This is a genomic window from Endozoicomonas sp. ALC020 (genome assembly GCF_049275935.1).
In the GTDB taxonomy this organism is placed as follows: Bacteria; Pseudomonadota; Gammaproteobacteria; order Pseudomonadales; family Endozoicomonadaceae; genus Endozoicomonas_A.
In genome coordinates this window covers 726,184-749,704 of record NZ_CP184830.1, presented here as the reverse complement: position 1 = coordinate 749,704, position 23,521 = coordinate 726,184, and the positions used below count along the sequence as shown (strand labels likewise).

Sequence of the window (23,521 nt, the reverse complement as noted above, 5' to 3'; positions counted from 1 at the left end):
TAAACACTCAATCTGTGCCGTAATGCTGTTGCTGCTATTCTCGTTGTCTGTCGTCTGTCAGGTCGAAGCGGTGACAGGGCGTTTTATTGTCGATCTTGGACAGGATACAGCTTCACTAAAACAGGGCTTTTCGATCAAACATGATCGGCCTGAATTGCCGGTCAACCCATCAGATATTGCTGTTACCAACGGCAATGCAGAATCTGATTCGCCGCCCGATGACAAACGACATAGATCTTACAGTTACAGTGTAAAAACCACCCTCATCGAATTGATTTCGTGGCAGTTGCTCTGTGCCAGTGACTTGCTGGTCGCTTATGAATTGAAACTGACTGGCAAAGATGTCCCTCTTTATTCATGGCTACCTTTAGAAGCGGTCGTCGTTATCGGTTGGCTTATAAAAAGTTATTGGAACCCCGATTCATTGCTCTTAAACTCAATTGAACAACAAAAAATGCGTCCGGATTATCCACTCAGGGCCATCACCATGATGTTCGGCTCCGGACAAAACCCGGAAAAATACCCACCATCAGAATCATCCAGCCAGCCAGCGATTCGGGCAGCCGTCCATCATACAGGCTATCTCACCAACCTCCTGTATTCTGACTCTGGCGGCGGTAACGGTGGCCCTCGACAATATGCACATACTTTAGGTTTAAATTGTTTCGTCCACCCGTGTTATGGCGTTTGTAGATACCAACTGTCACCCGATAGCAGGGAGTTCGTTGAATCGCCGCTGAACTCGGTAGAACATTCGACAGGCAGCAGAGGGCAACTCAGTGATGATGTGCCAATGCCGAGTTATTTTCCTGTCAACAGTAATGACTGGTTTATAGCCAGTGTTTTACTCAATCTGGGTGGTCATTGTCTTCAGGAAGAACGCCGGATTTCATCTACGCAAAGTTATTTCACACCTCCAATGGAAACTTCAGAAACACAACAAACAGCAAGAGGATCATCCCAATCAGGTCAATATCCACCCCGTATTTCCAGGGCACGCAGGTTAAAAACTGCAGATCGCAGTAGTCATCGGACTTGTGAAGTTATCCTGGTCGGAGAGGATGGCAGACAGAGGCGGTGCGATAAGGTCTGCAAGAATGCCAGCGCCCTGTCGAGTCACAAAAGCAGCTTTCACTCTGGCCAAAAGACCTGTAAAGAGATTCTGGTTGCAGAGGATGGTCAGCGACGGCCTTGCAGGAAGATTTGCAAGCATGCTCAAGCCCTGTCGGTTCACAAAAAAAGAGAGCACAGTGTTCAACAAATCTGTAAAGTGAAAGTGGTCGCAAAAGATCGCCAGCAACGGCCATGCGGGAAGGCTTGCAAGAATACTGCGGCCCTGTCGATTCATAAAAGCAATTATCACACCGGGCAAAAAACCTGTGACCTGCCCGTGTTTGCAAGGGATGGTCAGCAGAAGCCGTGTGGGAAAGTCTGCCAGCATGCTCAGGCCCTGTCGACGCACAAAAAAAAAGACCACGGTGTGCAAAAAAGCTGTGTCGTGACAGTGGCCGGTGAGGACGGTCAGCAACGGCCATGCGGGAAAGTCTGCAAGAATGCTCTTGCCTTGTCGCAACATAAAAGTAGCGTCCACAGCGAGCCAAAAACCTGCGACGTATCGGTCGTCGGAGAGGATGGCCAGCAGTGGCGATGCGGAAGAGTCTTCAAGAATGCTCATACCCTTTCGGTACACAAAGGATTACATCGAAAACGCAAGCCTGTTGAAGTGCACCGGGATGATGGCCCCGAACCTCACGAAAGTAAATAAGTGACTGCTCCCCGCCCTGTCGAGGGTGTCGCAAAACTCTGGTTCCCGCCTTCACCCCCGTCATTCCCAACTTGATTCTCGTCATTCCCGATTTCATTCTCGTCATTCCCGCGAAGGCGGGAATCCACACTGACTCACCACCAGAACCATAATGCCCGGTGCTCCCCTGGCTTTGTCATCCCCGAGAAGGCAGAGATCCACCGTTGGCGCTGGATTCCCGCCTTCGCGGGAATGACGAACTCAGAGCATGGGAACGAGCTGTTGGAGTTTTGCGACACCCTCGATTGGGCGAGGGTTTACGACGATTTTGCTAATGATCGGGTCTGGCAGCAGATCTTTCATATGGTTTTGCCCGGGGCAACCTTTGGCTTTTTTAATAGAAGGTTTTTAAAAGAAAAGCATACTTGTTTTCCTGATCTATCCTTCCTTTCTGTATGCCAGAACTCAAGGATAGAATTATTAAACACTCACTCTTTGCGTTATCGCTATTGCTGCTTCTGACGTTTTCTGTCATCTGTCAGGCCGAAGTGCAGACAAGACGTTTTGTTGTTGAGTTTAAACAGAATGCAAGCTTTCCAAAACAAAGCTTTTCTATAAAGTCTGATCTGCTCTCAAAGTCGGGCAACCCGTCAGACATTGCTGATACAAACGGCTGTACAGGGTCAGATTCACTGCCCGATGAAAAACGACACAAATTGAGCAGTTACGAGCTCAAAATGAATCTTATTGAGTCGATTTCATGGCAGTTACTTTACGCCACTCAACTGCTGGTTGCTTACGAACTGATCCTGACCACCAATCACGCTCCTGTATGCTGCAAACGATATTCATGGCTGCCTGTAAAAGTGGTTGTCGCTGCCGGTTGGCTTGTAAAAAGCTATTGGAACTCTGAATCATCACTTTTTAACCCGATTGAACAGCATGAGGCGACATCCATGCTGACACAGGGGGATCTCCCGTTTGTAACCGTCACTGCGGCGTTTGGCTCCGGACATAACCAGCAACAATATTCGCCATCAGCATCATCCGGCCAGCAAAGTCCGGGAACAGTCACCTGCCCTGCAAGCTCATTCACCAGCTTCCTGTATTCCGAGTTTGATGACGGTGACAGAGACCCTCAACAACACCAGCATACTTTTGGTTTAAATTGTTTCGTACATCCCTGCCAGGGTTTTTGCAGACTCCGATCATTATCCGATAGCAGAAGGCCTGCTGAATGGTTGCTGAATGCCATTGAACCTTCGACAGGCCAGACCGGAGCAGCAAATACAGATTATAACGGGCCACTTAATGATGATCTGACAATGCCCCGACGTTGGCCTGCCACCGCTGATGACCTGATCATAATTAGTGGTTTACTTAATCTGGGGCGTCAAAGTCTTCACGAAAAAAACGGGATGCCCTCTACTCTGAACCATTTCAGACCTCGAATGGAAGCTCCGGAAACACTACAAACAAAAACAGAATCATCGCAACTGGTTCAGGGCCCACACCGTCTTTCCAAGGCAGTTAGAGTACAAACGAAAGACCAGAGCGAACAGGAAACCTCTGGTGTGACCATGGTCAGGGAAGATGGTCAGCCGCAGCTATGTGGTAAGGCCCGCAAGAATGCTCAAGCCCTGTCGCATCAAAAAATAAAAGACGACACTAGGCAACGAATTTGTGAGGTGAGTGTGATCGGCGAGGATAGCCAGTCGCGGCCATGCGGAATGGTCTGCAAGAATCGTCAAGCTCTCTCTTATCACAGAATAAGAGATCACTCTGGCAAACAAACTTGTAGCGCAGCGGTGGTTGGCGACGATGGCCAGCTGAGGAAATGCGGGACAGTCTGCAACAATCCTATAACCCTGTCGGAACACAGAAGAAGAAGCCACAGCGGGCAACAAACCTGTAAGCTTACCGTGATTGGCGAGGATGGTCAGCTGCGGCCATGCGGGATGGTCTGCAGGAATGTTCTGGCCCTGTCGGCTCATAAAAGCGGATACCACAGAGGCCAGTCAATCTGTAACCTGGCTGTGGTTGGGGAGGATGCTCAACCGCAGCCATGCGGGAAGATCTGCAAGAATGCTAAAGCTCTGTCGAATCATAAAAGCAACTTCCATGGCAGGCAACAAACTTGCAAAGTGGCTGTGATCGGGGAGGGTGGTCAACCGCGATCGTGCGGGAAGGTCTTCAAGAATGTTCAAGTACTGTCGCATCACAAAAAATCAAGTCACAGCGGACAGCAAGTTTGCAGCGCGACCCTGTTCACAGAGTGTGGCCAGCAACGGCCATGTGGGAGGGTCTTCAAGAATGGTAGAGCACTGTTGCATCACAATAGAATACATCGAAAACGCAAGCTTGTTGATGTGGGTCAGGACGGTGGTCCGGGCTCTTGATCTCATACCCGTCTTTTCATGTGGTGATCTATCCTTCCTTTCTGTCGAACAGAATGCAAGGATGGAATTATTAAACACACATTCTTTGCTGCATCGCTGTTGCTGCTGATGTCGCTATCTGACATCTGTCAGGCCGAAGCGTTGATACGAAGTTTTATTGTCGAGCTTGAACAGGATGCAAATTCTCTAAAGCAGAACTTTTCTGTGAAGCGTGACCGGCGTAAATTGTCGGGCATCCCATCAGGCATTGTCGTCGCCAGAGGCTATGATGCAGCACTCGATTTGCCTGATAATAAACGGCAAAGATTATATAGTTACAGGGTCAAAATACCCCTTGTTGAGTCGATTTCATGGCATTTGCTCCACGCTACTCATTTGCTGGTTCTTTACGAGCTCATCCAGACCACCAGAGACACATCTCAGGGTTTAACCCTATATTCATGGCTATCTATGGAAGCTGCCGTCGCTGTTGGTTGGCTCTTAAAAAGTTATTGGAATCCTGATTCGACGTTGTTTAACTCGCTTGAACAACCGTCGACTTCTATGCTGCTAAAGGGGTCTTGCCCGTTTTCAGCCATCACTGCGATGTTTGGTTCTGAACATAACGCACCGCAACACACGCCATCAGAAACACCCGGCCAGCAAGCTCCACAAACCACCACCCAACCGACAGGCGCTCCAATCAGGCTGGTGAATTCTGATTCTGGCGGCGGTAACGGAGGTCATCAACAACACCTGCATACGTTGGGTTTAAATTGTTTCATCCATCCTTGTCATGGTGTTTGTCAATTCCAGCTCTTATCCAATAACACGGGACTTGCTGAATGGCCACTGAAATTCGGAGAAAGCTCATGCCCGCATCTGGCTTATGGGCACTGCATGGGTTGCATAGGTTATTTTGACTCTGAAAACGTTAAATATTCCCTGGGAAATGTGCCTCTCGAAACAATGAATGGTTTGCCTGACATTAAAACCCAATTCATTGCAGACCAACTATTTGAGCCCTGGGCCCATGGCATTGACGTTAACTCTATAGACGGAGTCACTTATAAAACTGAAACTGCCGGATTATTCAATCATGAAGATCCAGTGCTTGGGAATGCATTTTCGGCCGCTCATGACTCCGTGCTTTTTGATCGGTCCGTTGATCTGCAGATTCCTCATGAAGAAACAGGTTTTTCTATGCCGTTTACCCATCCGGAAACACTACAAACAACTGCTGCATCAAGCCAATTGGATCAGGGTCAACATCATCGTTACCGGACGGTGGCAATACAAGCGACAAACAACAGTAGTCAAACAATATGCTACGCGACTGTGGCAGGGGAAGGTAGCCAGCAGCGTCTGCCTGGGAAGGCCTGCAAGAGTGCTCTGGTTCTATCAAATCACATAAGCAAATACCGCACTGGGGTACAGATCTGTAGTGAGACTGTCATCGGGACGGATGGTCAGCAACAGCCATGCGGAAAGATCATCAAGAATTATGAAACCCTGTCGGATCACATAAAAAGATTACACAGCGGGCCACAAACCTGTGACTTAGCCTTTTTCGGGGAGCACGGCTTGCAGAGGCCATGCAGGTCAGTCTGCAAGAATGCTCGCGCTATGTCAGTTCACAAAAGCAGATACCACTCCGGGCAAAGAACCTGTGCAGTGATAGTGGTCGGAAAGGATAGTCAGGTGCAGCCATGCGGAAAGGTCTGCAACAATGCTCAAGCCCTGTCGGATCACAAAAAAAGAGCTCATACCAAGCAACAAATCTGTGACCTGGTTCTGCCCGATGGCCGTCAACACTTGTGTGGGAGGGCATACAAGAATTCTAATGCCCTGTTGGATCATAAAAGAAAATATCACTCCGGACAAAAAAGCTGTAACTTGCCACTGGTGGGAAAAGATGGGCAGTCGCGACCATGCGGGAAGGTCTGCAAGAATGCTCAAGCTCTGATCTATCACAAAAAAATGCATCGAATGCGCAAGCCTGTTGATGTCGAGCAGGACGCTGATCCCCGTCCTTGATCTGGCACCCGTTCTTTCGCAAGGTTTTCTTGATCTATCCTTCTTCTCTGTAATTCAGGATGCAAGGATAGAATTATTAAACACTCACTCTCTGCAGCATCGCTGTTGCTGCTACTGTTGTTTTCTGGTGTCTGCCAGACCGAAGCCTTGACAAGATCTTTTATTGTCGAGCCTGAAGAGGATGCAGATTCACCAAAACAGAACGTTTCGAAAAATCGCGATATGCATACATTGCCCGGCAACTGGTCTGGCATTGCCGCTACCAAAGCCTATGCAGAATCCGATTCTTTGCCTGATGACAAAAGACACAAATCTGATGGTTACCGAGTAAATACCAACATCATTGCATTGTTTTCATGGCAGTTGCTTCACGCCTCTGGACTTGCGGTTGCTTACGAAATGATTCTGACCACCAGAGACGCTCCCCTGAGCTACGATTCCCACTCATGGGTAAGTTTAGGATGGGTTGTTGCAGTCGGTTGGCTTTTAAACCGCTATTGGTATCCAGACTTACCTCTGTCTAAACCGATTGAACAACAGGCGAGCCAGGAACTACCGTTTGCGACCATCACTGTGATGTTTGACTCCGGACATAACCCACCAAAATACCCGCTATCTAAATCATATGGGCAGCAAACTTCACAAGCCACCAACCAAGGTTCAAGCTCTCTGTACAGCTTTCTGAATTCTGGCTCTGGCGAAGGTAACCGGGGCCCTCATCGACGCCAGCATACTTTGAGCCTGAATTGTTTCCTCTATCCCTGTCATGGCGTTTGTCGATTCAGGCCCTCAAGCAATAGCGAAGCACCTGCTGACTGGCCACTGAACTTCTCAGAAGACTCATGTACCCATTTGACCAATGGACACTGCATAAGTTGCAAAGATCGATTTGAGCCTGTATGTCCTGCATACTCCCGAGAAGGCTCGCTTTTAAAAACATTGAATGATCTTTCCGGGACTCAAAGCCTTTTCGATTCTGGCCAGTTCTTTCAGCCACGGACAGATGATATTGGTGGCAGCTCTTTAGACGGGGTCGCCCTAGACGGGGTCGCCCTAGACGGGGTCGCCCTAGACGGGGTCGCCTCAGATGATTTTGACTTAGACGAGTTTGACTTAGACGAAGCCACCCTGAACATTATGAGTGCAGTGACCGCCAATAAAACTGATGCTAACGCGCCACTCAATGATGATGTACCAATGTTCGACACTTTTACTTTCACCACTGGTGATTTTGAGGGCATTAATGGGGCGCTCGATCTAAACAGTCCTCCCGAAGAAGGCGAGATTTCTTTTCCCCTTACCCAGACAAATACAGTACAAGTCCCGGCAGCACCTGATAATGTTATATTCACAGCCACACATTGTAAGCAGGCCCTGTTGGATCACAAAAAAAAAGCCCACTGCGGGCAAAAAATCTGTAATGAAATGTTGGTCGGAGTGAATGGCCAGCGACAGGTATGCGGAAAAGTTTACAAGAATTCCAAAGCCATGTTCAATCACAAAAGAAGAAGCCACAGTGAGCAACAAACCTGTGAAGTAAACGTGTTCGGGGAGAATGGTCAACTGCGGCCATGTGGAGTGGTCTGCAAGAATGTAAAAGCCCTGTCGGATCACAAAGGAAGAAACCACGTAAAGCATCAAGCCTGTGACGAAACCATGATTGGGGTCGATGGCCAGCTGCTGCCATGCGGGACGGTCTGCAAGAATCCTCGTGCCCTATCGGATCACAAAAGAAGAAAACACACCGGGCAACAAAGCTGTGACGAAACGGTGGTCACAGACGATGGCTTGCAGCGACCATGCGGGAAGGTCTCCAAGAATCTCCAAGCCCTGATGGAGCACAAAAGAAACAACCATAGCGGACAACAAACCTGTAACGTAAGTGTGATCCGGGAGGGTGGTCAGCGGCCATGCGGAAAAGTCTGTCAGAGTATTGTCGCTCTGAAAAGTCACAAAAGAAATGCCCACACAGGCCAACAAACCTGTGACAGAATGGTGATAACAAAGGATGGCCAACAGTATCCATGTGGTAGGGTCTGCAACGGTGCTTTGGCCCTGACGATTCACAAAAGCAACTACCATACCGGACAAAAGACCTGCGGCTTGCCCGTGCTCGGAAATGATGGTCAGTTGCAGCCATGCGGGAAAGTCTGCAGTAATGCCCGAAGCCTGTCGGAACATAAAAGAAAGGACCACACCGGGCAAAAAATCTGTGACGCAGTCATGGTTGGGAAAGATGGTCGGCAACGGCTATGCGGGCGAGTCTGTGAGAATACTCAAAATCTGTCACAACACAAAATCAGATCCCATACCAATGAAAAAAGCTGTGACGTGATCGTGGTCGGTGATTTTGGCCAGCAGCGGCCATGTGGGAAGGTCTGTATGAATACAGGCGTTCTTTATAATCACAAAAGAAGTCATCGAAAACGCAAGTCTGCTGCCCTGGACCAGGACAATGACCTCAGCCCTCAAGAAGGTAAATGAATAAGTAACAATCTGGTTGTATGGGGATCAGGTTTTTACGACACGCTTGTTTATAAGCTAATCTACCCTCCCTCCCTGTAAACGAGAAAGCAGGGATAGAATGATTAGACAATCACTCTTTGCTGCATCGCTGTCGCTGCTAGTGTCGTTTTCTTTTATCAGTCAGACCAAAGCGCTGACAAGATGTTTTATTGTCGAGTTTGAACAGGGTGCTGGTTCTCAAAAACAGAGCTTTTCGATAAAACCAGCCCGGCATTCATTTCCGGTCGACCCAACAGTTATTCCTGAAACTAACGACTATGCAGTATCTGGTTTACCGCCTGATGAAAAACGACAAAGAGCTGTCAGTTACGGATTAAAAATGCCTCTTATTGAGTCGATTTCATGGCAGTTGCTTTATGCCTATCAGCTGCTGGCTGTTTACCAACTGATCCTGACCACCAGAGACGCACCTCCGGGCCCAGCCCCCTATTCATGGCTATCTGTAGAAGCGGTTGTCGCTGTCGGCGTACTTTTAAAAAACTACTGGAAACGCGATTCACTTCTGTTTAATCCAATTAAACAACAGTCGGCATCTATGTTGATACAGAAGTATTTCCCATTTGCAACCTTCACTGCAATGTTTGGTTCTGGAGATGACTTATCACAATACCCGGCCCCGGAATCATCTGGCCAGCAGGCTTCACAAACCGGTATCCAACATAAAGGCAGTTTAACCAGTCCACTGGATTCTGGCTCTGGCGACGGTAACGGAGGTTCCCAACAACACCAACATACGTGGGGTTTAAATTGTTTCGTCTATCCCTGTCACGGTGTTTGTCAATTCCGACCATTGATCGAGAAAAGAGAGCCCGTTGATTGGCCGCTGAATTTCGAAGAAATCTTTTGCCCTCATTTGGCTAATGGACACTGTCTGGGTTGCATAGGTCGTTTTGATCCTGAAAACGCCACTGATTCCCGGAAAGACTTTTTTTACAAAACAGTGAATGATCCTTCTGCCATTCAACTTTCATTCGATTCTGCCCTATTCTTTGATGACAACTCAGAAGACGGGACCACTCAGGAAGAGTTAATCCTGGACTTATTGAGTTCAGGAAGCGCCAATACAACCTATCCTGCCGGGCCTCTCAATGACGATGTCCAAATGCCCGGGGATTTGGACATCGCTAATGGTTTTGAGATCATTAATGGGTCAATCAATTTAAATGATCTGCTCGAAGAAAACGGTTTTTGCCTAACGCTTTCCCATTCAGAAACACCACAAAGAACCACTGAATCATCCCGATTGGATCAGAGCCAACCTTATCCATCCCGGGCAGAGGCAACACCAGCCACAGACAGCAGAGGGCAATTAATATGTGAATACTACACAGGGCAAAAAATCTGTGAACTGGCAGTATTGGGGCAGGATGGGCAGCAGCCATGCGGGAAGGTTTTTGACAATATCATGGCCCTGAGGAATCACAAAAAAAAGGACCACTCAGGGGAAAAAAATTGTGACCTGACATCACTCGGGCAGGATGGTCAGCAGCAACCATGCAGGGTGGTCTGCAAGAATACTCAAGCCCTGTCATATCACAAAAACAAATGCCATAGCGGGCAACAAACCTGTGACATCAGTGTGGTTGGGCAGGGCGGCCAGCAGCAGCCATGTGGGAAGGTCTTCAAAAATATTCGATCCCTGACGGATCACAAAAGCAAATACCACACAGGGCAAAAAATCTGTGAGCGAGCAGTAGTAGGGAAGGATGGACAGCAGCGGCCATGCGGGGAGGTCTGCAAAAATGCTCGAGCTTTTTTACTTCACAAAAGCAACTATCACTCAGAGCAAAAAACCTGTGTCGTGACCGTGGTAGGAGAAGATGGCCAGCAGCGGCCATGTGGGGAAGTCTTCAGAAATCTTCAATCCCTCTCGGGGCACAAAAGCAGATGCCACTCAAGGAAACAGAACTGTGACTTTGTCGTGGTCGGGCAGGATGGGCAGCAGCGACCATGCGGAAAGGTCTGCAAGAATATCAGAGCCTTGTCGGATCACAAAAGAAAATACCATACAGGAAAAAAAAACTGTGAATTGGCAGTGGTCGATCAGAATGGGCAGCAGCAACCATGCGAGACCGTCTGCAAGAATGCCATTGCCCTGTTGGGTCACAAAAAAAGATACCACAGCAAACAAAGAGTCTATCGAAAACGCAAGCCTGTTGATGTGGGTCAGGGTGATGAATCAGTCTCCAAGAAGTTAAAGTGAAGAAGTAGCGAACTGATCTAACCTCATTTCACGAGGTTTTGCCTGTACAATCTTTATTTTTAACAGAGGCTCTCTGAAATAAAAGCACGCTTGTTTTCTTGAACTATTCTTCCTCTCTGTATATCAGGAAGCAAGGATAAAATTATTAAACACTCACTCAATGCGGTACTGCTATTGCTGCTGTCGTTTTCTGTCGTCTGCCAGGCCGAATTGTTAACAAGACGTTTTATTGTTGAGCTTGAACAGAATGCAGGCTCTCTAAAACAGAGCTTCTCCATAAAGCCTGACCCGCATATGTTTACGGGTAGCTCGTCAGAAATTTCTGAAACAAACGACCGTGCAGGATCCTGTTTACTCCCTGATAAAAAACGACACAGACATGACAGTTACGGGATCAAAACAACCCTTGTTGATTCGATTTCATGGCCGTTACTTTACGCTACTCAACTGCTGGTTGTTAACGAACTGATTCTGACCACCAAAGATGCCCATTTAAGCTCCAATCTCTATTTATGGGTACCTGGAGAAGTGATTGTGGCTGTCAGTTGGCTTTTAAAAAGCTATTGGAACCCTGTTTTACCTTCGTTTAGCTCAATCGAACATTATGAGGTGACTCAGAACCTCACGTTTGCCACCATCACTGTGATGCCAGGTTCCGGGCATAACCCTCCAAAAGGCCAGTTACCTGAGTCGCTTGGTCAGCTACCCTCAGCAGCAAACACCAATTTTGCAGGCTCTTTCAGCAGCCCCCCGAATACTAATGACAATGGTGACGGTAACAGAGGCCCTCAACAGCATTTGCATACTTTGGATCTAAACTGTTTTGTCTTTCCCTGTCGTGGTGTTTGTCAATTGTGCAATTTTGATCAACCACCACAGACTCTTTCCGAAGAAATTCGAATTTCCACAATGCTTACCTCTTCAGAAAGACAAGAAAAAGCCACTGAATCATCTCAATTGGGTCAGAGCCAACCTCAACTTTCACAGTCAGGCGAAATAAAAGTCACAGATATCAGCGGACAAGAAAGCTGTCACCTGACAGTGGTCAGACATAATGGCCAGCAGCGGCTATGCAGGAAAGTTTTCAAGAGTGCTCAAGGCCTGTTGGATCACAAAAAAAAGTGTCACCTCGGGCCACAATCGTGTGCCACGATGGTGGTCGGTCGAGATGGTCAGCTAGAGCCATGCGGGGTCGCCTGCAGCAGTGAAAATACTCTGTGGCATCACAAAAGAAGAGACCACTCCGGGCAACAAATCTGTAACCTGACCGTGGTCGGGGAAGATGGCCAGCAGCGGCCATGCGGGATGGCCTGCAAGAATGATAATGTTCTGTGGCGTCACAGAAGAAGAGACCACTCCGGACAATTAATCTGTAGTCTGAACCTGGTTGGTGAGGATGGTCAGCAGCGCCCATGTGGCAAGGTCTGCAACAATGCTATAGCCCTGTCATCGCACAAATCCAGATTCCATAGCGGGCAACGAATCTGTGATGTGTTACTCGTCGGGGAAGATGGCCAACAGTGGCCATGCGAGAAGGTCTGCAAGAACGCTCAAGACCTGTCGGTTCACAGAGCAAGAGACCACACCGGGCAACAAGTCTGTAAAGTGGTCGTGGTTGGAGAAGATGGCCAGCGGCGACCATGCAGCATTGCCTTCAGAAATGTTCTGGCTCTGTCATCTCACAAAAGCAAATTCCACAGAGGGCAACAAAACTGTGACCTGGTGGTTGCCGGGGAAGAAGGTCAGCAGCGGCCATGCGGGAGAGTCTTCAAGAATAAAAATGCCCTGTTAAGTCACAAAAGAAGAGACCACACCGGACAACAAACCTGTAACATGACAGTGGTCGGGGCAAATGGTCAGCCGCGCCCATGCGGCAAGGTCTGCAAAAATGTTTTAGCGCTATTATTTCACAAAAGCAAATACCACAGTGGACAACGATCCTGTGAACAGGATGTCGCCGGTGAGGATGGTCAACAGCGACCATGCGGGAAGGTTTGCGATAACGCTCAAGCCTTGACGGATCACAAAAGAAAAGACCACAGCGGGCAACAAATCTGTAACCTTACCCAGGTCGGGGAAGATGGCCAGCAGCGCCCATGCGGTAGGGTCTGCAAAAATGCTTCAGCTCTATCAACTCACAAAGGCAGCTACCACAGCGGACAAAGAACCTGTGACTTGGTCATTATCGGTGAGGATGGCCAGCAGCGCCCATGCGGGAAAGTCTGCAAGAATAATCGAGACCTGAGGGATCACAAAATCATAGATCATACCGGGAAACAAGTCTGTGATGTGATGGTGACAGGGGAGGATGGCCAGCGACGGCCATGCGGGAAGGTCTATAAGAATACCAAATGCCTGGCGGAGCATAAGAGAAAACACCAAAAACGCAAGCTCGCTGAGATGGATCAGGGTAATGACTGAATCAGAGAGCAAGGACAGAATTATTAAACACTCAGTCTTTACGGCACTGCTCTTGCTAATGTCGTTGTCTGTTGCCTTTCAAACTAAAGCGTTCACACAAAGTTTTATTGTCGAGCTTGAACAGAATTCCGGACTTCCAAATAAGAACTTTTCTATAAAACCTGACCAGCATACCTTGCCGGGCAATCCGTCAGACATTACCGATATAAGCGGCTATGCAGGATCAGATTTATTTTCTGATAAAAAACGACACAGGCTTGGCAGTTACCGGTTAAAAACGACCCTTATTGAGTCGATTTCATGGCGGTTGTTTTATGCCACACAGTTGCTGGTTGTTTATAAACTGATCCTGAGCAGCAAAGATTTCTCTTCAGGCACCAGCCTTTATTCACGGCAACCTTTGGATCTGGTCGTCGCTGTCGGTTGGTTTTTAAAAAACTATTGGAACCTTGATTCACCGCTATTTAAATCGATTGCACAACAGGAACTGAATCATTGCCATCCGTTTGCTATCATCACTGCGATGTTTGGTTCTGGAGAAAATTCCCCACAATACTCACCATCAAAATCATCAGGCCAGCGAGCCTCCCAAGCCACCCTCCAAAGTACAGGGTCTATAACCAGCCTTCTGAATTCTGGCTCTGGCGGTGATAACAGAGATCCTCAACAACATCGGCATAGTCTGGGTTTAAATTGTCTTGTCTATCCCTGTCACGGCGTTTGTCAATTCCGAACATTATTTGATAGCAGTGGATCTTCTGAATGGACGCTGGACTCCCTAAAGGGTTTATGCCCCCATTTGGTCAGTGGACATTGCTTTATTTGCTCATATCATTTTGCTCCTTTAAACACTGAAGATTGCCAACAAAACCCGCTTTTTGACACGTCGATCGGTCTTCCTACGATTCAAAGCCGATTTGATCTTGATCCACTTTTACAGATACAGGGAAATAGTATTGATGGCAATACAGCCAATGGCTGCATCTTTTTAGGCGGGGTCACCTCAGACGGGGTCGCCTTAGACGGGGTCGCCGAGACAACTGACTTTATCGGGTCAATGGGTGATGATTTGCCAATGTCCGGGAGTTTGCCTTGTACTGTCAATGATTTTGAAGTTATTAACGGGCCACTCGATCCAGTAAGTCTTTTAGAAGAAATGGGAATTTCCTCAACGCTAAATCATTCTGAAGCACAGCAAACAATCACTGGATCACCCAAGTTGGGTCAGAGACAGTCTCATCTTTCGCAAACCGGCGCAATACCGGCCAGAAACAAAAGCAGGCAAAAAACCTGTAAACTGACAATGTTGGATGAGTATGGCCAGCCGCAGCCATGTGGGAAGGTCTGCGATAATACTAAAGCCCTTTCAATTCACAAAAGACGATATCACACCGGGCAAAAAACCTGTGACTTAACCATGGTCGATAAAGGAGGTCAGAAGCGGCCATGTGGAAAAATCTGCAAGAATTCCATGAGCCTGGCGGTTCACAAAAGAATACACCACAGCGGACAACAAATCTGTGGCTATTCCGTGTCAGGGGAGGATGGCCAGCTGCGCTCATGCGGGATGGTCTGCAGGAATATAAAAGCCTTGTTGGAGCACAGAAGCCAATACCATAGTGAGCAAATAAACTGTGAGCTAACCGTGGTCGGTGAGGATGGCCAGCAGCGATCATGTGGGAAAGTCTGCAAGAATGCAAAAGCCTTTTCGGATCACAAAAGAAGAGAGCACAGTGGACAAAAAACCTGTGAACTGATCCTGGTCGGAGACGATGGTCAGCGGCGGCCATGCGGGATGGTCTGCAATAGTGCTCAAGCCTTTTCATCTCACAAAAGCCGATATCACACCGGGCAAAAAACCTGTGATGTAACAATACTCGGTAACACTGGTCAGAAGCGGCCATGTGGAAAAGTCTGCAGGGGTGCTCAAGCCCTGAGCGACCATATAAAAATAAACCATATCCTTGACCAAACCTGTGATGTAAAAGTGGCAGGGGAAGATGGCCAGCCTCGGCCATGTGGGAAGGTCTGCAAGAATGCCAAAACACTGTTAGATCACAAAAGAAACTACCATACTGAACAGAAAACCTGTGCTGTAACCCTGGTCGGAGACGATGGCCAGCGGCGGCGATGTGGGTTTGTCTGCAGGAGTCAAACAGCCTTGAAGGTGCACAAACAAAGACACCACAGTGGGCAGAAAACCTGTAACCTGAGCGTGATGGGGAAGGATGGCCTGCAGCGGCCATGTGGGGAGGTCTGCAACAGTGCCAGAAGCCTGGCGGATCACAAAAGAAGAAACCACAGCGGGCAAAAAACCTGTGATGTGATCGAGTTCGGGGAGAATGGTCTGCAGCAGCGATGTGGGAAGCTCTGCAAGAATGCTATAGCCCTGACCAGGCACAAAAGAATGCACCGAAAACGTAAGCCTGCTGAAGTGGACAAGAACGATGACTTCAGTCATCAAAAAGGTATAGTGAATAAGTAATGATCTGACTGCCGCCCTTTTATTGGGTTGGCGGTTTTGCGACAGTCCATGGGCAGATAAATCAGATCAGCAGCGGGAAGTGTACAGGGATTGTACAAAAATCTGTCTTCTGTATCTGGGAATTCTGTTTGATTTTGTGCATGATTGCGGGCTGGCCAAAAGCCACTGGAGGCTGCTCATTTGCCTTAATTGGAGATGTCATCGTCATAGGCATTTCCCGATTAGATTGATCATACGGCACAGGATCAGGTTTGCCGTCATTGGGGGAGACACCGCATGTTTGAGGCTAAGGCCTTATTTGAGCCTGAATTCATCCAGCAGAGCCCAACCAGGCTCTGGAAGACTATCTCTCCACAATACAGTGTGGATGAGTCAGCCTTACTGGCACAGCTGGCCGATTTGGCCAGACCCAGTCCGCAGCAGCTGGCTGTGGTAACCCGACGAGCTACCGATCTGGTCGAGCAGGTTCGAGCCCGGGAAGATTCCATTCATATGATTGACTCTATGTTGTTGCAATACAGCCTGGATACCCGTGAAGGTATTCTGCTGATGTGTCTGGCAGAAGCCCTGATGAGAATTCCTGACTCTGAAACCGCCGATGCCCTGATTCGTGACAAACTCAGTGTCGCTGAGTGGGAAAGGCATCTCAAACAGAGCGATTCGCTATTGGTGAATGCCTCCACCTGGGGTCTGATGTTGACCGGTAAAGTGGTGACATTAGGCAAATCGGAAGACGGTCGCCCGGCTAGCGTGATTGGTCGACTGGTTAAAAAAATGGGTGAACCCTTGATTCGTCAGGCTGTGAACCAGGCGATGAAAATTATGGGTGAGCATTTTGTACTGGGTCGCACTATTGCAGAAGCACTCAGGAATGGTCGAAAGCCAAGAGAGAAAGGTTACACCTATTCTTTCGATATGCTGGGTGAAGCAGCACTGACCGAAAGCGATGCTCAGAAATATCTCGCTTCCTACCTGACGGCTGTCAGGTCCGTTGGTCAGGAGCAGAAGGGTGGCTACAAGGGCCCTCGTCCCAGCGTTTCGATCAAACTTTCTGCCCTGCATCCCCGTTATGAAGTGGCCAATGAAACCCGTGTCTTGAAAGAACTGTTCGACAGCGTGCTGGAACTGATTCGCACTGCCAGAAGCCTGAATGTGGGAATCACCATTGATGCCGAAGAGCAGGACCGCCTTGAGTTGTCTCTGAAACTGTTCGAGAAACTCTACCGTCATCCTGATTGTCAGGGATGGGGTGCTTTCGGACTGGTTGTACAGGCTTACGGTAAAAGAGCACTCCCCGTTCTTGCCTGGCTGGCAGCTCTGGCAAAAGAGCAGGGTGATGAAATTCCTGTGCGTCTGGTAAAAGGTGCCTACTGGGACAGTGAAATAAAACTGTGTCAGCAATCCGGCTATTCCGGCTACCCGGTATACACGCGCAAAGAAGCAACAGACGTTGCTTATCTGGTGTGTGCCCGTTTTCTGCTGAGTGATCCTGTTAAAGGGGCTATTTACCCTCAGTTTGCTACCCACAATGCTCATACTGTTGCCAGCATTCTGAGCATCGCAGAACATAAACATTATGAATTCCAGCGTCTGCACGGAATGGGTGATGCGCTCTATAACACGGTACTGGATCAGGAAAAACCGGACGTTCGCATTTATGCACCTGTGGGTAGTCACAAAGATTTGCTGCCCTATCTGGTGCGTCGACTTTTGGAAAATGGTGCTAACTCCTCTTTTGTTCATCGTCTGGTGGATGCCAGGACACCCGTAAAGGACCTGGTTCATCATCCTGTCACTGTGCTCGAGAAGCATAGTTCTCTGGCCAATGACAGAATTCCTTTACCGGTAGCTATTTTTGGAAAAGACAGAGTTAATTCCATAGGTGTCAATATCGATATTGAGTCACAGTGGCAGCCGTTTTCTGAATCTGTACAGAAGTTTATGGGCCAAACGTGGCACAAAGGTCCCGTGATTTCCGGCCAAAAGGTTGAAACTGAAAAAGTGGTTGATGTGCAGTGTCCTTACCAGCTCAGCGAGCTCGCAGGTCGTCTGCACTTCGCCGGAGAAAAGGAAGTGGACCAGGCTATTTCAGTGGCTCACAAAGCGTTTGACCGTTGGCACAAGATACCAGTAGAAACCCGTGCCCAGAGTCTGGAGAAGTTGGCCGACCTGCTGGAGGCCAACCTTGAAGAGCTGGTGGCACTCTGTCATAAAGAAGCGGGTAAAACGATTCACGACAGTATCGATGAAGTGCGTGAAGCGGTAGATTTCTGTCGTTATTATGCCAACCAGGCGCGTGAAAAATTCTCAGCACCTCAGGTTATGCCAGGACCTACCGGTGAATCCAATGAGCTTTACCTGACCGGTCGAGGCGTCTTTCTGTGCATCAGTCCCTGGAACTTCCCTCTGGCTATTTTCCTGGGTCAGGTGGTTGCCGCGCTGGCCTGTGGTAACACGGTTGTAGCCAAGCCCGCCGAGCAAACCACTCTGATTGCTGCACGAGCTGTTGAGATGATGCTGGAAGCCGGCGTGCCTGCCGATGTGATTCAACTGGTACCGGGTGAAGGTAAGGATATTGGTCATCAGTTGACCGCTGATCCTCGTATTGCCGGTGTTGCTTTCACAGGTTCAACCCAGACTGCAAGATTAATAAACCAGACTCTGGCTGCGCGAGAGGGCGCTATTATCCCTCTGATTGCCGAGACCGGTGGTCAGAATGCCATGATCGCAGACTCTACTGCTCTCCCTGAGCAGGTCGTTAATGACGTTGTTCAGTCTGCTTTCGCCAGTGCCGGGCAACGTTGTTCAGCGTTGCGAGTGCTCTATGTTCAGGAAGATATTGCTGATCGTATTGAAGACTTGCTGGTCGGTGCGATGGCAGAACTGAAGGTGGGTCACCCAGCCCTGCAGGAAACAGACCTTGGCCCTGTCATCAGTGAAATCGCCCTTAAAGGACTCCAGGCTCATATTGATCGCATGAAGCAGGAAGCCCGCCTGATTGCCGAAGTGGATTTGGGGGCTGAATGCAATGAAGGTTACTTTATTGCGCCGGTTGCCTTTGAGATTGAGAGCATCAGCCAACTGGAAAAAGAACACTTTGGCCCGATTCTTCACCTGATTCGCTACAAGGCTTCTGAGCTGGATAAAGTGATTCAGGAAATCAACGGCACAGGTTACGGTCTGACTCTGGGAGTGCATAGCCGCAACGAAGCGACCTCCTCCTACATTGAGCAAAGCCTTAAAGTGGGTAATGCCTACATAAACCGTAATCAGATCGGTGCGGTGGTCGGTGTTCAGCCATTTGGTGGACAGGGACTCTCCGGTACCGGTCCAAAAGCCGGTGGGCCTCACTACCTGTATCGCTTTTCTACTGAACGTACCCGCACCATCAATACGACGGCTGTCGGAGGTAATGCCACACTGTTGTCCCTTGGGGCTGGTCTCTGATCGTCATTGCCTGCTCTTTAACTCTGGTTCCCATGCAGAGCGAGGGTGTCGCAAAACTCCAACAGCTCGTTCTCACGCTCTGAAGCCTTCATTCCCGCGAAGGCGGGAATCCAGCGCCAACGGTGGATCTCTGCCTTCTCGGGGATGACAAGGCCAGGGGGACACCGGGCAGTATGGTTCTGGTGGAGAGTCAGTGTGGATTGCCGCCTTCGCGGGAATGACGAGAATGAAGCCGGCAATGATGGGAGTCAACGCGTTCCCACGCCGGAGAGAGTTTTGCGACACACTCTCAGAGCGTGGGAACGAGTTGACAGGAGGTTGGGAAATCAATTACTCAAGCGTTACCCGGTTAGCTTCTTCGAGACTGGTCACACCCTCCAAAACCTTTAACAGTCCAGACTGGCGAAGGTTATTAAATCCTTCTTTCTGTGCAATTTCGGCAATCTGGAGGGAGTTGCCCTCTTCCATAATGATTTGCTGCAGAGCCGGTGTGATCTTTACGACTTCATAGATACCCACACGGCCTTTGTAGCCCTTGCTGCATTGATCACATCCCTTGGGGCCATAAATTTTGGCATACTTGATCTGCTCTTCGGTAAAACCTTCTTCCAGCAGTGTTTCTTTTGGGATGTCTTTTATTTCCTTACAGTGGTTGCATAAGCGTCTGGCCAGACGCTGGGCAATGATCAGGCTGACAGAGGTGGCAATGTTGAAGGAAGGAACCCCCATGTTTTGCAGACGTGTCAGTGTTTCCGGAGCGCTGTTGGTGTGTAGCGTGGACATGACCATGTGGCCTGTCTGGGCCGCTTTGATGGCGATGTTGGCCGTTTCAAGATCTCGAATCTCCCCCACCATAATGATGTCAGGATCCTGACGAAGGAAGGCTCTCAGAGCTTGAGAGAAATCCATCCCCTGCTTCGGATTAACGTTCACCTGGTTGATACCTTCCAGGTTGATTTCTACAGGGTCCTCGGCGGTGGAAATGTTTCTTTCCGGAGTATTCAGAATATTCAGCCCCGTATAGAGAGAGACGGTCTTACCGGAACCGGTGGGTCCTGTGACCAGAATCATACCCTGGGGTTGGTGCAAGGCTTCCATGTACATTTCTTTTTGGGTTTTTTCATAACCCAGGGCATCAATGCCCATTTTGGCACTGGAAGGGTCGAGAATCCGAAGTACGATTTTTTCACCCCAAAGGGTAGGCAGGGTATTGACCCGGAAGTCGATGGATTTGCTTTTGGACAGGCGCATTTTAATACGACCATCCTGGGGCTTACGTCGTTCTGAAATATCCATGGCAGACATTATCTTCAGACGGGATGCAATTCTGGGTGCCAGGCCAGCAGGTGGTTTGGCGGTTTCATGAAGAACGCCGTCGGTGCGAAATCGAACCCGATAGGTTTTTTCATAAGGTTCAAAGTGAAGATCCGATGCGCCTGATTTGATGGCAATGAGCAGCATTTTATTCACGAATTTTACGACAGGGGCATCGTCATCTTCCCCTGCTACTTCCTCATCGTTGTCTTCGACGGCACCCACTTCCAGCTCTTCAAGGTTATCAAATTCCTCATCATCGAAATTCGACAGGGCATCAACATTGCTATCCAGCAGTTGATCAATGAATCTGTCCAGCTTGTCTTCTTCAACCAGTACCGAATCCACCATAAGACCGCTGCTGAATCGGATTTCATCAATAGCTGTATGATCACTGGGATCAATTACCCCGACAAACAGTCTGGTCCCCCTCTTTATTAACGGGATCAGTTTATGCTTGCGAATCAGCTTTTCCTGAATCAGTTCCTTCGGGATGTTTTCAGGGTCAAAGGCATCAAGATCCATAACTGGCATGCCAAATTCTTCTGCGGTAGCCAGGGATATGTCTTTGGCGCTGAGTAAATTCTCCTGGACCAGGTAGCTGGCAAGGGGCTGCTTTGTTTTTTCTGCCTGTGAAAGTGCGGAGCGGAGTGTCTTTTCATCGATCAGCTGGTCGACAACCAGTCGAGCAGCCAGTCCTGTCAAAGGTTTATCGACCATGCCTTGTCTATCCGTTTATTGTTCTTGGGTCTGTTCTCTGATTTCTACTATATCAGCACTGAGACGAGAGCATAAACAGGATATTTCATAAAGTGTTGAAGAAGGTGTGGCGTTCACAGAGTATACGGTCTGGTAGAAGGAAGCTGAATTTTATAATGTCGGAGTCTGACAATGAACAAAGCCATTACCAGGGGGATAATGGCTTTTGCGGCACTCTTGTACATTTTTTACATGCTTTTCCAGATGCCAAGTGTCGGATTTTATTTACTGGCTGGCAAGGTAAAATACATGAGGCGGGTTGGGGTGCCCCGTTTACTATCTTCACCGTCATAGTAACTGACCAGCATAAATGTTTTGCCCCCTTGTACCGTTTCAGGACCCCGAGCAATCGCCTCAAAAGAGGTTTCGTGAATATCAAAGCCTATTCCATCTTCGAATAATTTCAGGGAGTCCTCTTGAAGGCTGTCAAAGATAAGGGTCTTGGACATAAAGTAGTCTGGTGCATCCATGAATGCCTTGTTCAGCTCGTTGTCAGCAAACATTTCACTGCCTTTGACATTCTTGCCACTGCTCAGGTCGACCAGATAAACCCGGGTAATAAAATTGGATTCAGAACTTCGATAAGGGAGCACTGTTTTCTCAAGGAACAGAGCCTCTTTCTTATTGAGAACCGCAATATCGCTGACTGTACGAATCGGGCTGCTCTTCAGCTGTTTCATTGCAGAAGGGCTTAAACCCAGAAGAGAAAAGTTATAGAGCTTCTCTGACAGAATTGTTACTTCACCCTTGGCAGGAAGCTGTTGGCTGTTCAGGTATTTTCCTGGCAGCGGTTCGCCATTGTTAGACAGTTGTTCTGTAGTAAAGGTCACCACCCTGACAGGTGGGACATGTTCATTGATATTCCATTGTTTGGCATCCTGAACCAGAGCTCCGGCGGTTGCTGCAACGTAATGGTTGCTCTTGGGAATACGGTCAAGACTTTTCACACCTAATCCCTGTTGAATACCCTTCAATCCCATGTGGAAAGGAATCCAGTTGTTGTTTTCAAAATGTTTAGGCAGTTTGAATGCGCTATCTACCTGACCGGGTCTGTGATCATTTTCTGTGAGCAGGAATTTTGATGACAGTCCGATATCGACGTGGTGAACACCTTTGGAGAGTTGCAGGGGAATTTCCCTGAAGGTATGCAGGAAGGCTGCCGGAATCAGGTCAAGCACAGGTACAGGGAAGAACTCATGGGCATCATACCAGGCTTTCAGAAAACCATTGTTTCGGGTGGCCAGACTGGTTTCGTCACGATTCGCGTGCCTGTAGCCGTAGCCTGCATAGGCGGGGATGTCGATTGCCCTGTAGTCAATAACGCCGGTAACGCCTCTATCACTCTGACTGGAGGAAATCATCAGCTCACCGTCTTTGGTCAGAGTGATGGCGCTGGGGGCAATATGACCATCGTTCAGCCAGAGGGGATGGGTTTTGGCATTCTTGCCTTCGGTGATAGGGTATTCGAACACTTCACTGGGTAAAGGTCCGCCGTGATTAGGATTCTGACGATCCAAAACCACCTTGCTCATATCCAGCTCGTAGTAGTGGGGCTTGGAAAAGACCCCCCAGCCATGACGACCGATGAAGCCTGCTCCGGCATCTCCAGAAAGCAGGTAGAGTGTCCCTGTTGAACCATTTCCGACATGAGCGAAGTGAGCACCAGTAATATGAGTGACCCTTTTCTGGTCGTCCGGGCGCAACAGGTGACTTCCCAGATACCTGACGCTTTTATGAGGGGCTGATTTCCCTGGGGATTCTGCTGACCATCCGGGAGTCGAAAGAGTCAAGCAAAGCGTTAAGCCAACCAGGGCACTTCTTCTTTTCATCATTGATAAAAACACCTGAAATGAAACAACCCCATAAAGATAGCCATAATTTTTCATTGCAGGTGTATTTTTGACTGAAGTCGCTTCTAAAGCACCAGAGACGGGAAGGGAGTACCTGAAAGTCTGATAGTCAGGGTTTGATTGGGTTGCTTGGGCAAGTGAGCCATCGATCACAAAGCTCTCGGTTATAGAGATGCGATATAATGCGGCAGTCGCCTGCATGAATGCAGATGAAGAGCACGATAACACAGGGAAGAAGATCCGGTGGTCAGACAAGAGCTCCCACCGCTTCAGGCAGAAAGTCCTCAAACTGATCAGCTGTAGCCAGGGAGTCTCAATGAGCCTCCGCTTGCGAAAGCTTAACAGGTCTATCCTTAG

The 23,521-nt window shown here is 48.7% G+C and carries 12 protein-coding genes; 8 read left to right on the top strand and 4 right to left on the bottom strand.

The features are described from left to right. Positions 1–22: 22 nt before the first annotated feature. Positions 23–1,765: a hypothetical protein gene (locus tag ACOJUO_RS02765; protein WP_422138845.1), complete on the top strand. Its 1,743-nt coding sequence runs from the start codon at positions 23–25 to the stop codon at positions 1,763–1,765. Here ACOJUO_RS02765 and ACOJUO_RS02760 read toward each other — a convergent pair. Continuing rightward, the gene (locus ACOJUO_RS02760) at positions 1,750–1,893 is read right to left on the bottom strand and encodes a hypothetical protein (RefSeq protein WP_422135227.1); all 144 of its coding nucleotides are present in this window, start codon (positions 1,891–1,893) and stop codon (positions 1,750–1,752) included. The genes ACOJUO_RS02765 and ACOJUO_RS02760 overlap by 16 nt on opposite strands. A gap of 306 nt (positions 1,894–2,199) precedes the next feature. Between ACOJUO_RS02760 and ACOJUO_RS02755 the strand changes: the two genes are divergently transcribed. The 7 genes from ACOJUO_RS02755 to putA all read left to right on the top strand — a co-directional run bounded on the left by ACOJUO_RS02755 (position 2,200) and on the right by putA (position 19,241). Then, positions 2,200–4,143 (top strand): hypothetical protein, encoded by a 1,944-nt coding sequence (locus ACOJUO_RS02755; RefSeq protein ID WP_422138844.1) that lies wholly within the window; start codon positions 2,200–2,202, stop codon positions 4,141–4,143. A 108-nt stretch (positions 4,144–4,251) separates the two neighbouring features. Further along, a complete protein-coding gene (locus ACOJUO_RS02750; protein ID WP_422138843.1) occupies positions 4,252–6,159 on the top strand; it encodes a hypothetical protein in 1,908 nt (635 codons plus the stop codon). 105 nt (positions 6,160–6,264) lie between these two features. Then, a complete protein-coding gene (locus tag ACOJUO_RS02745) occupies positions 6,265–8,643 on the top strand; it encodes a hypothetical protein (RefSeq protein ID WP_422138842.1) in 2,379 nt (792 codons plus the stop codon). Positions 8,644–8,743: 100 nt separating this feature from the next. Next, the gene (locus ACOJUO_RS02740) at positions 8,744–10,888 is read left to right on the top strand and encodes a hypothetical protein (protein ID WP_422138841.1); all 2,145 of its coding nucleotides are present in this window, start codon (positions 8,744–8,746) and stop codon (positions 10,886–10,888) included. A gap of 174 nt (positions 10,889–11,062) precedes the next feature. Next, on the top strand, positions 11,063–13,309 hold the full coding sequence (locus ACOJUO_RS02735) for a hypothetical protein (protein ID WP_422138840.1): 2,247 nt from the start codon (positions 11,063–11,065) through the stop codon (positions 13,307–13,309). Next, the gene (locus ACOJUO_RS02730) at positions 13,302–15,794 is read left to right on the top strand and encodes a hypothetical protein (RefSeq protein ID WP_422138839.1); all 2,493 of its coding nucleotides are present in this window, start codon (positions 13,302–13,304) and stop codon (positions 15,792–15,794) included. Before ACOJUO_RS02735 ends, ACOJUO_RS02730 begins: the two co-directional genes overlap by 8 nt. Positions 15,795–16,070: 276 nt before the next feature. Beyond that, positions 16,071–19,241: a bifunctional proline dehydrogenase/L-glutamate gamma-semialdehyde dehydrogenase PutA gene (putA, locus tag ACOJUO_RS02725; protein WP_422138838.1), complete on the top strand. Its 3,171-nt coding sequence runs from the start codon at positions 16,071–16,073 to the stop codon at positions 19,239–19,241. A gap of 72 nt (positions 19,242–19,313) precedes the next feature. On the opposite strand, the gene ACOJUO_RS02720 is transcribed toward putA, so the two are convergent. The 3 genes from ACOJUO_RS02720 to ACOJUO_RS02710 form a co-directional block, all read right to left on the bottom strand. Next, on the bottom strand, positions 19,314–19,493 hold the full coding sequence (locus ACOJUO_RS02720; protein ID WP_422138837.1) for a hypothetical protein: 180 nt from the start codon (positions 19,491–19,493) through the stop codon (positions 19,314–19,316). Between the two features lie 78 nt (positions 19,494–19,571). After that, positions 19,572–21,275, bottom strand: a complete 1,704-nt coding sequence (gene pilB, locus ACOJUO_RS02715) for a type IV-A pilus assembly ATPase PilB (RefSeq protein WP_422135218.1) — start codon at positions 21,273–21,275, stop codon at positions 19,572–19,574. Between the two features lie 260 nt (positions 21,276–21,535). After that, positions 21,536–23,146 (bottom strand): esterase-like activity of phytase family protein, encoded by a 1,611-nt coding sequence (locus ACOJUO_RS02710; protein ID WP_422138836.1) that lies wholly within the window; start codon positions 23,144–23,146, stop codon positions 21,536–21,538. Positions 23,147–23,521 lie beyond the last annotated feature (375 nt).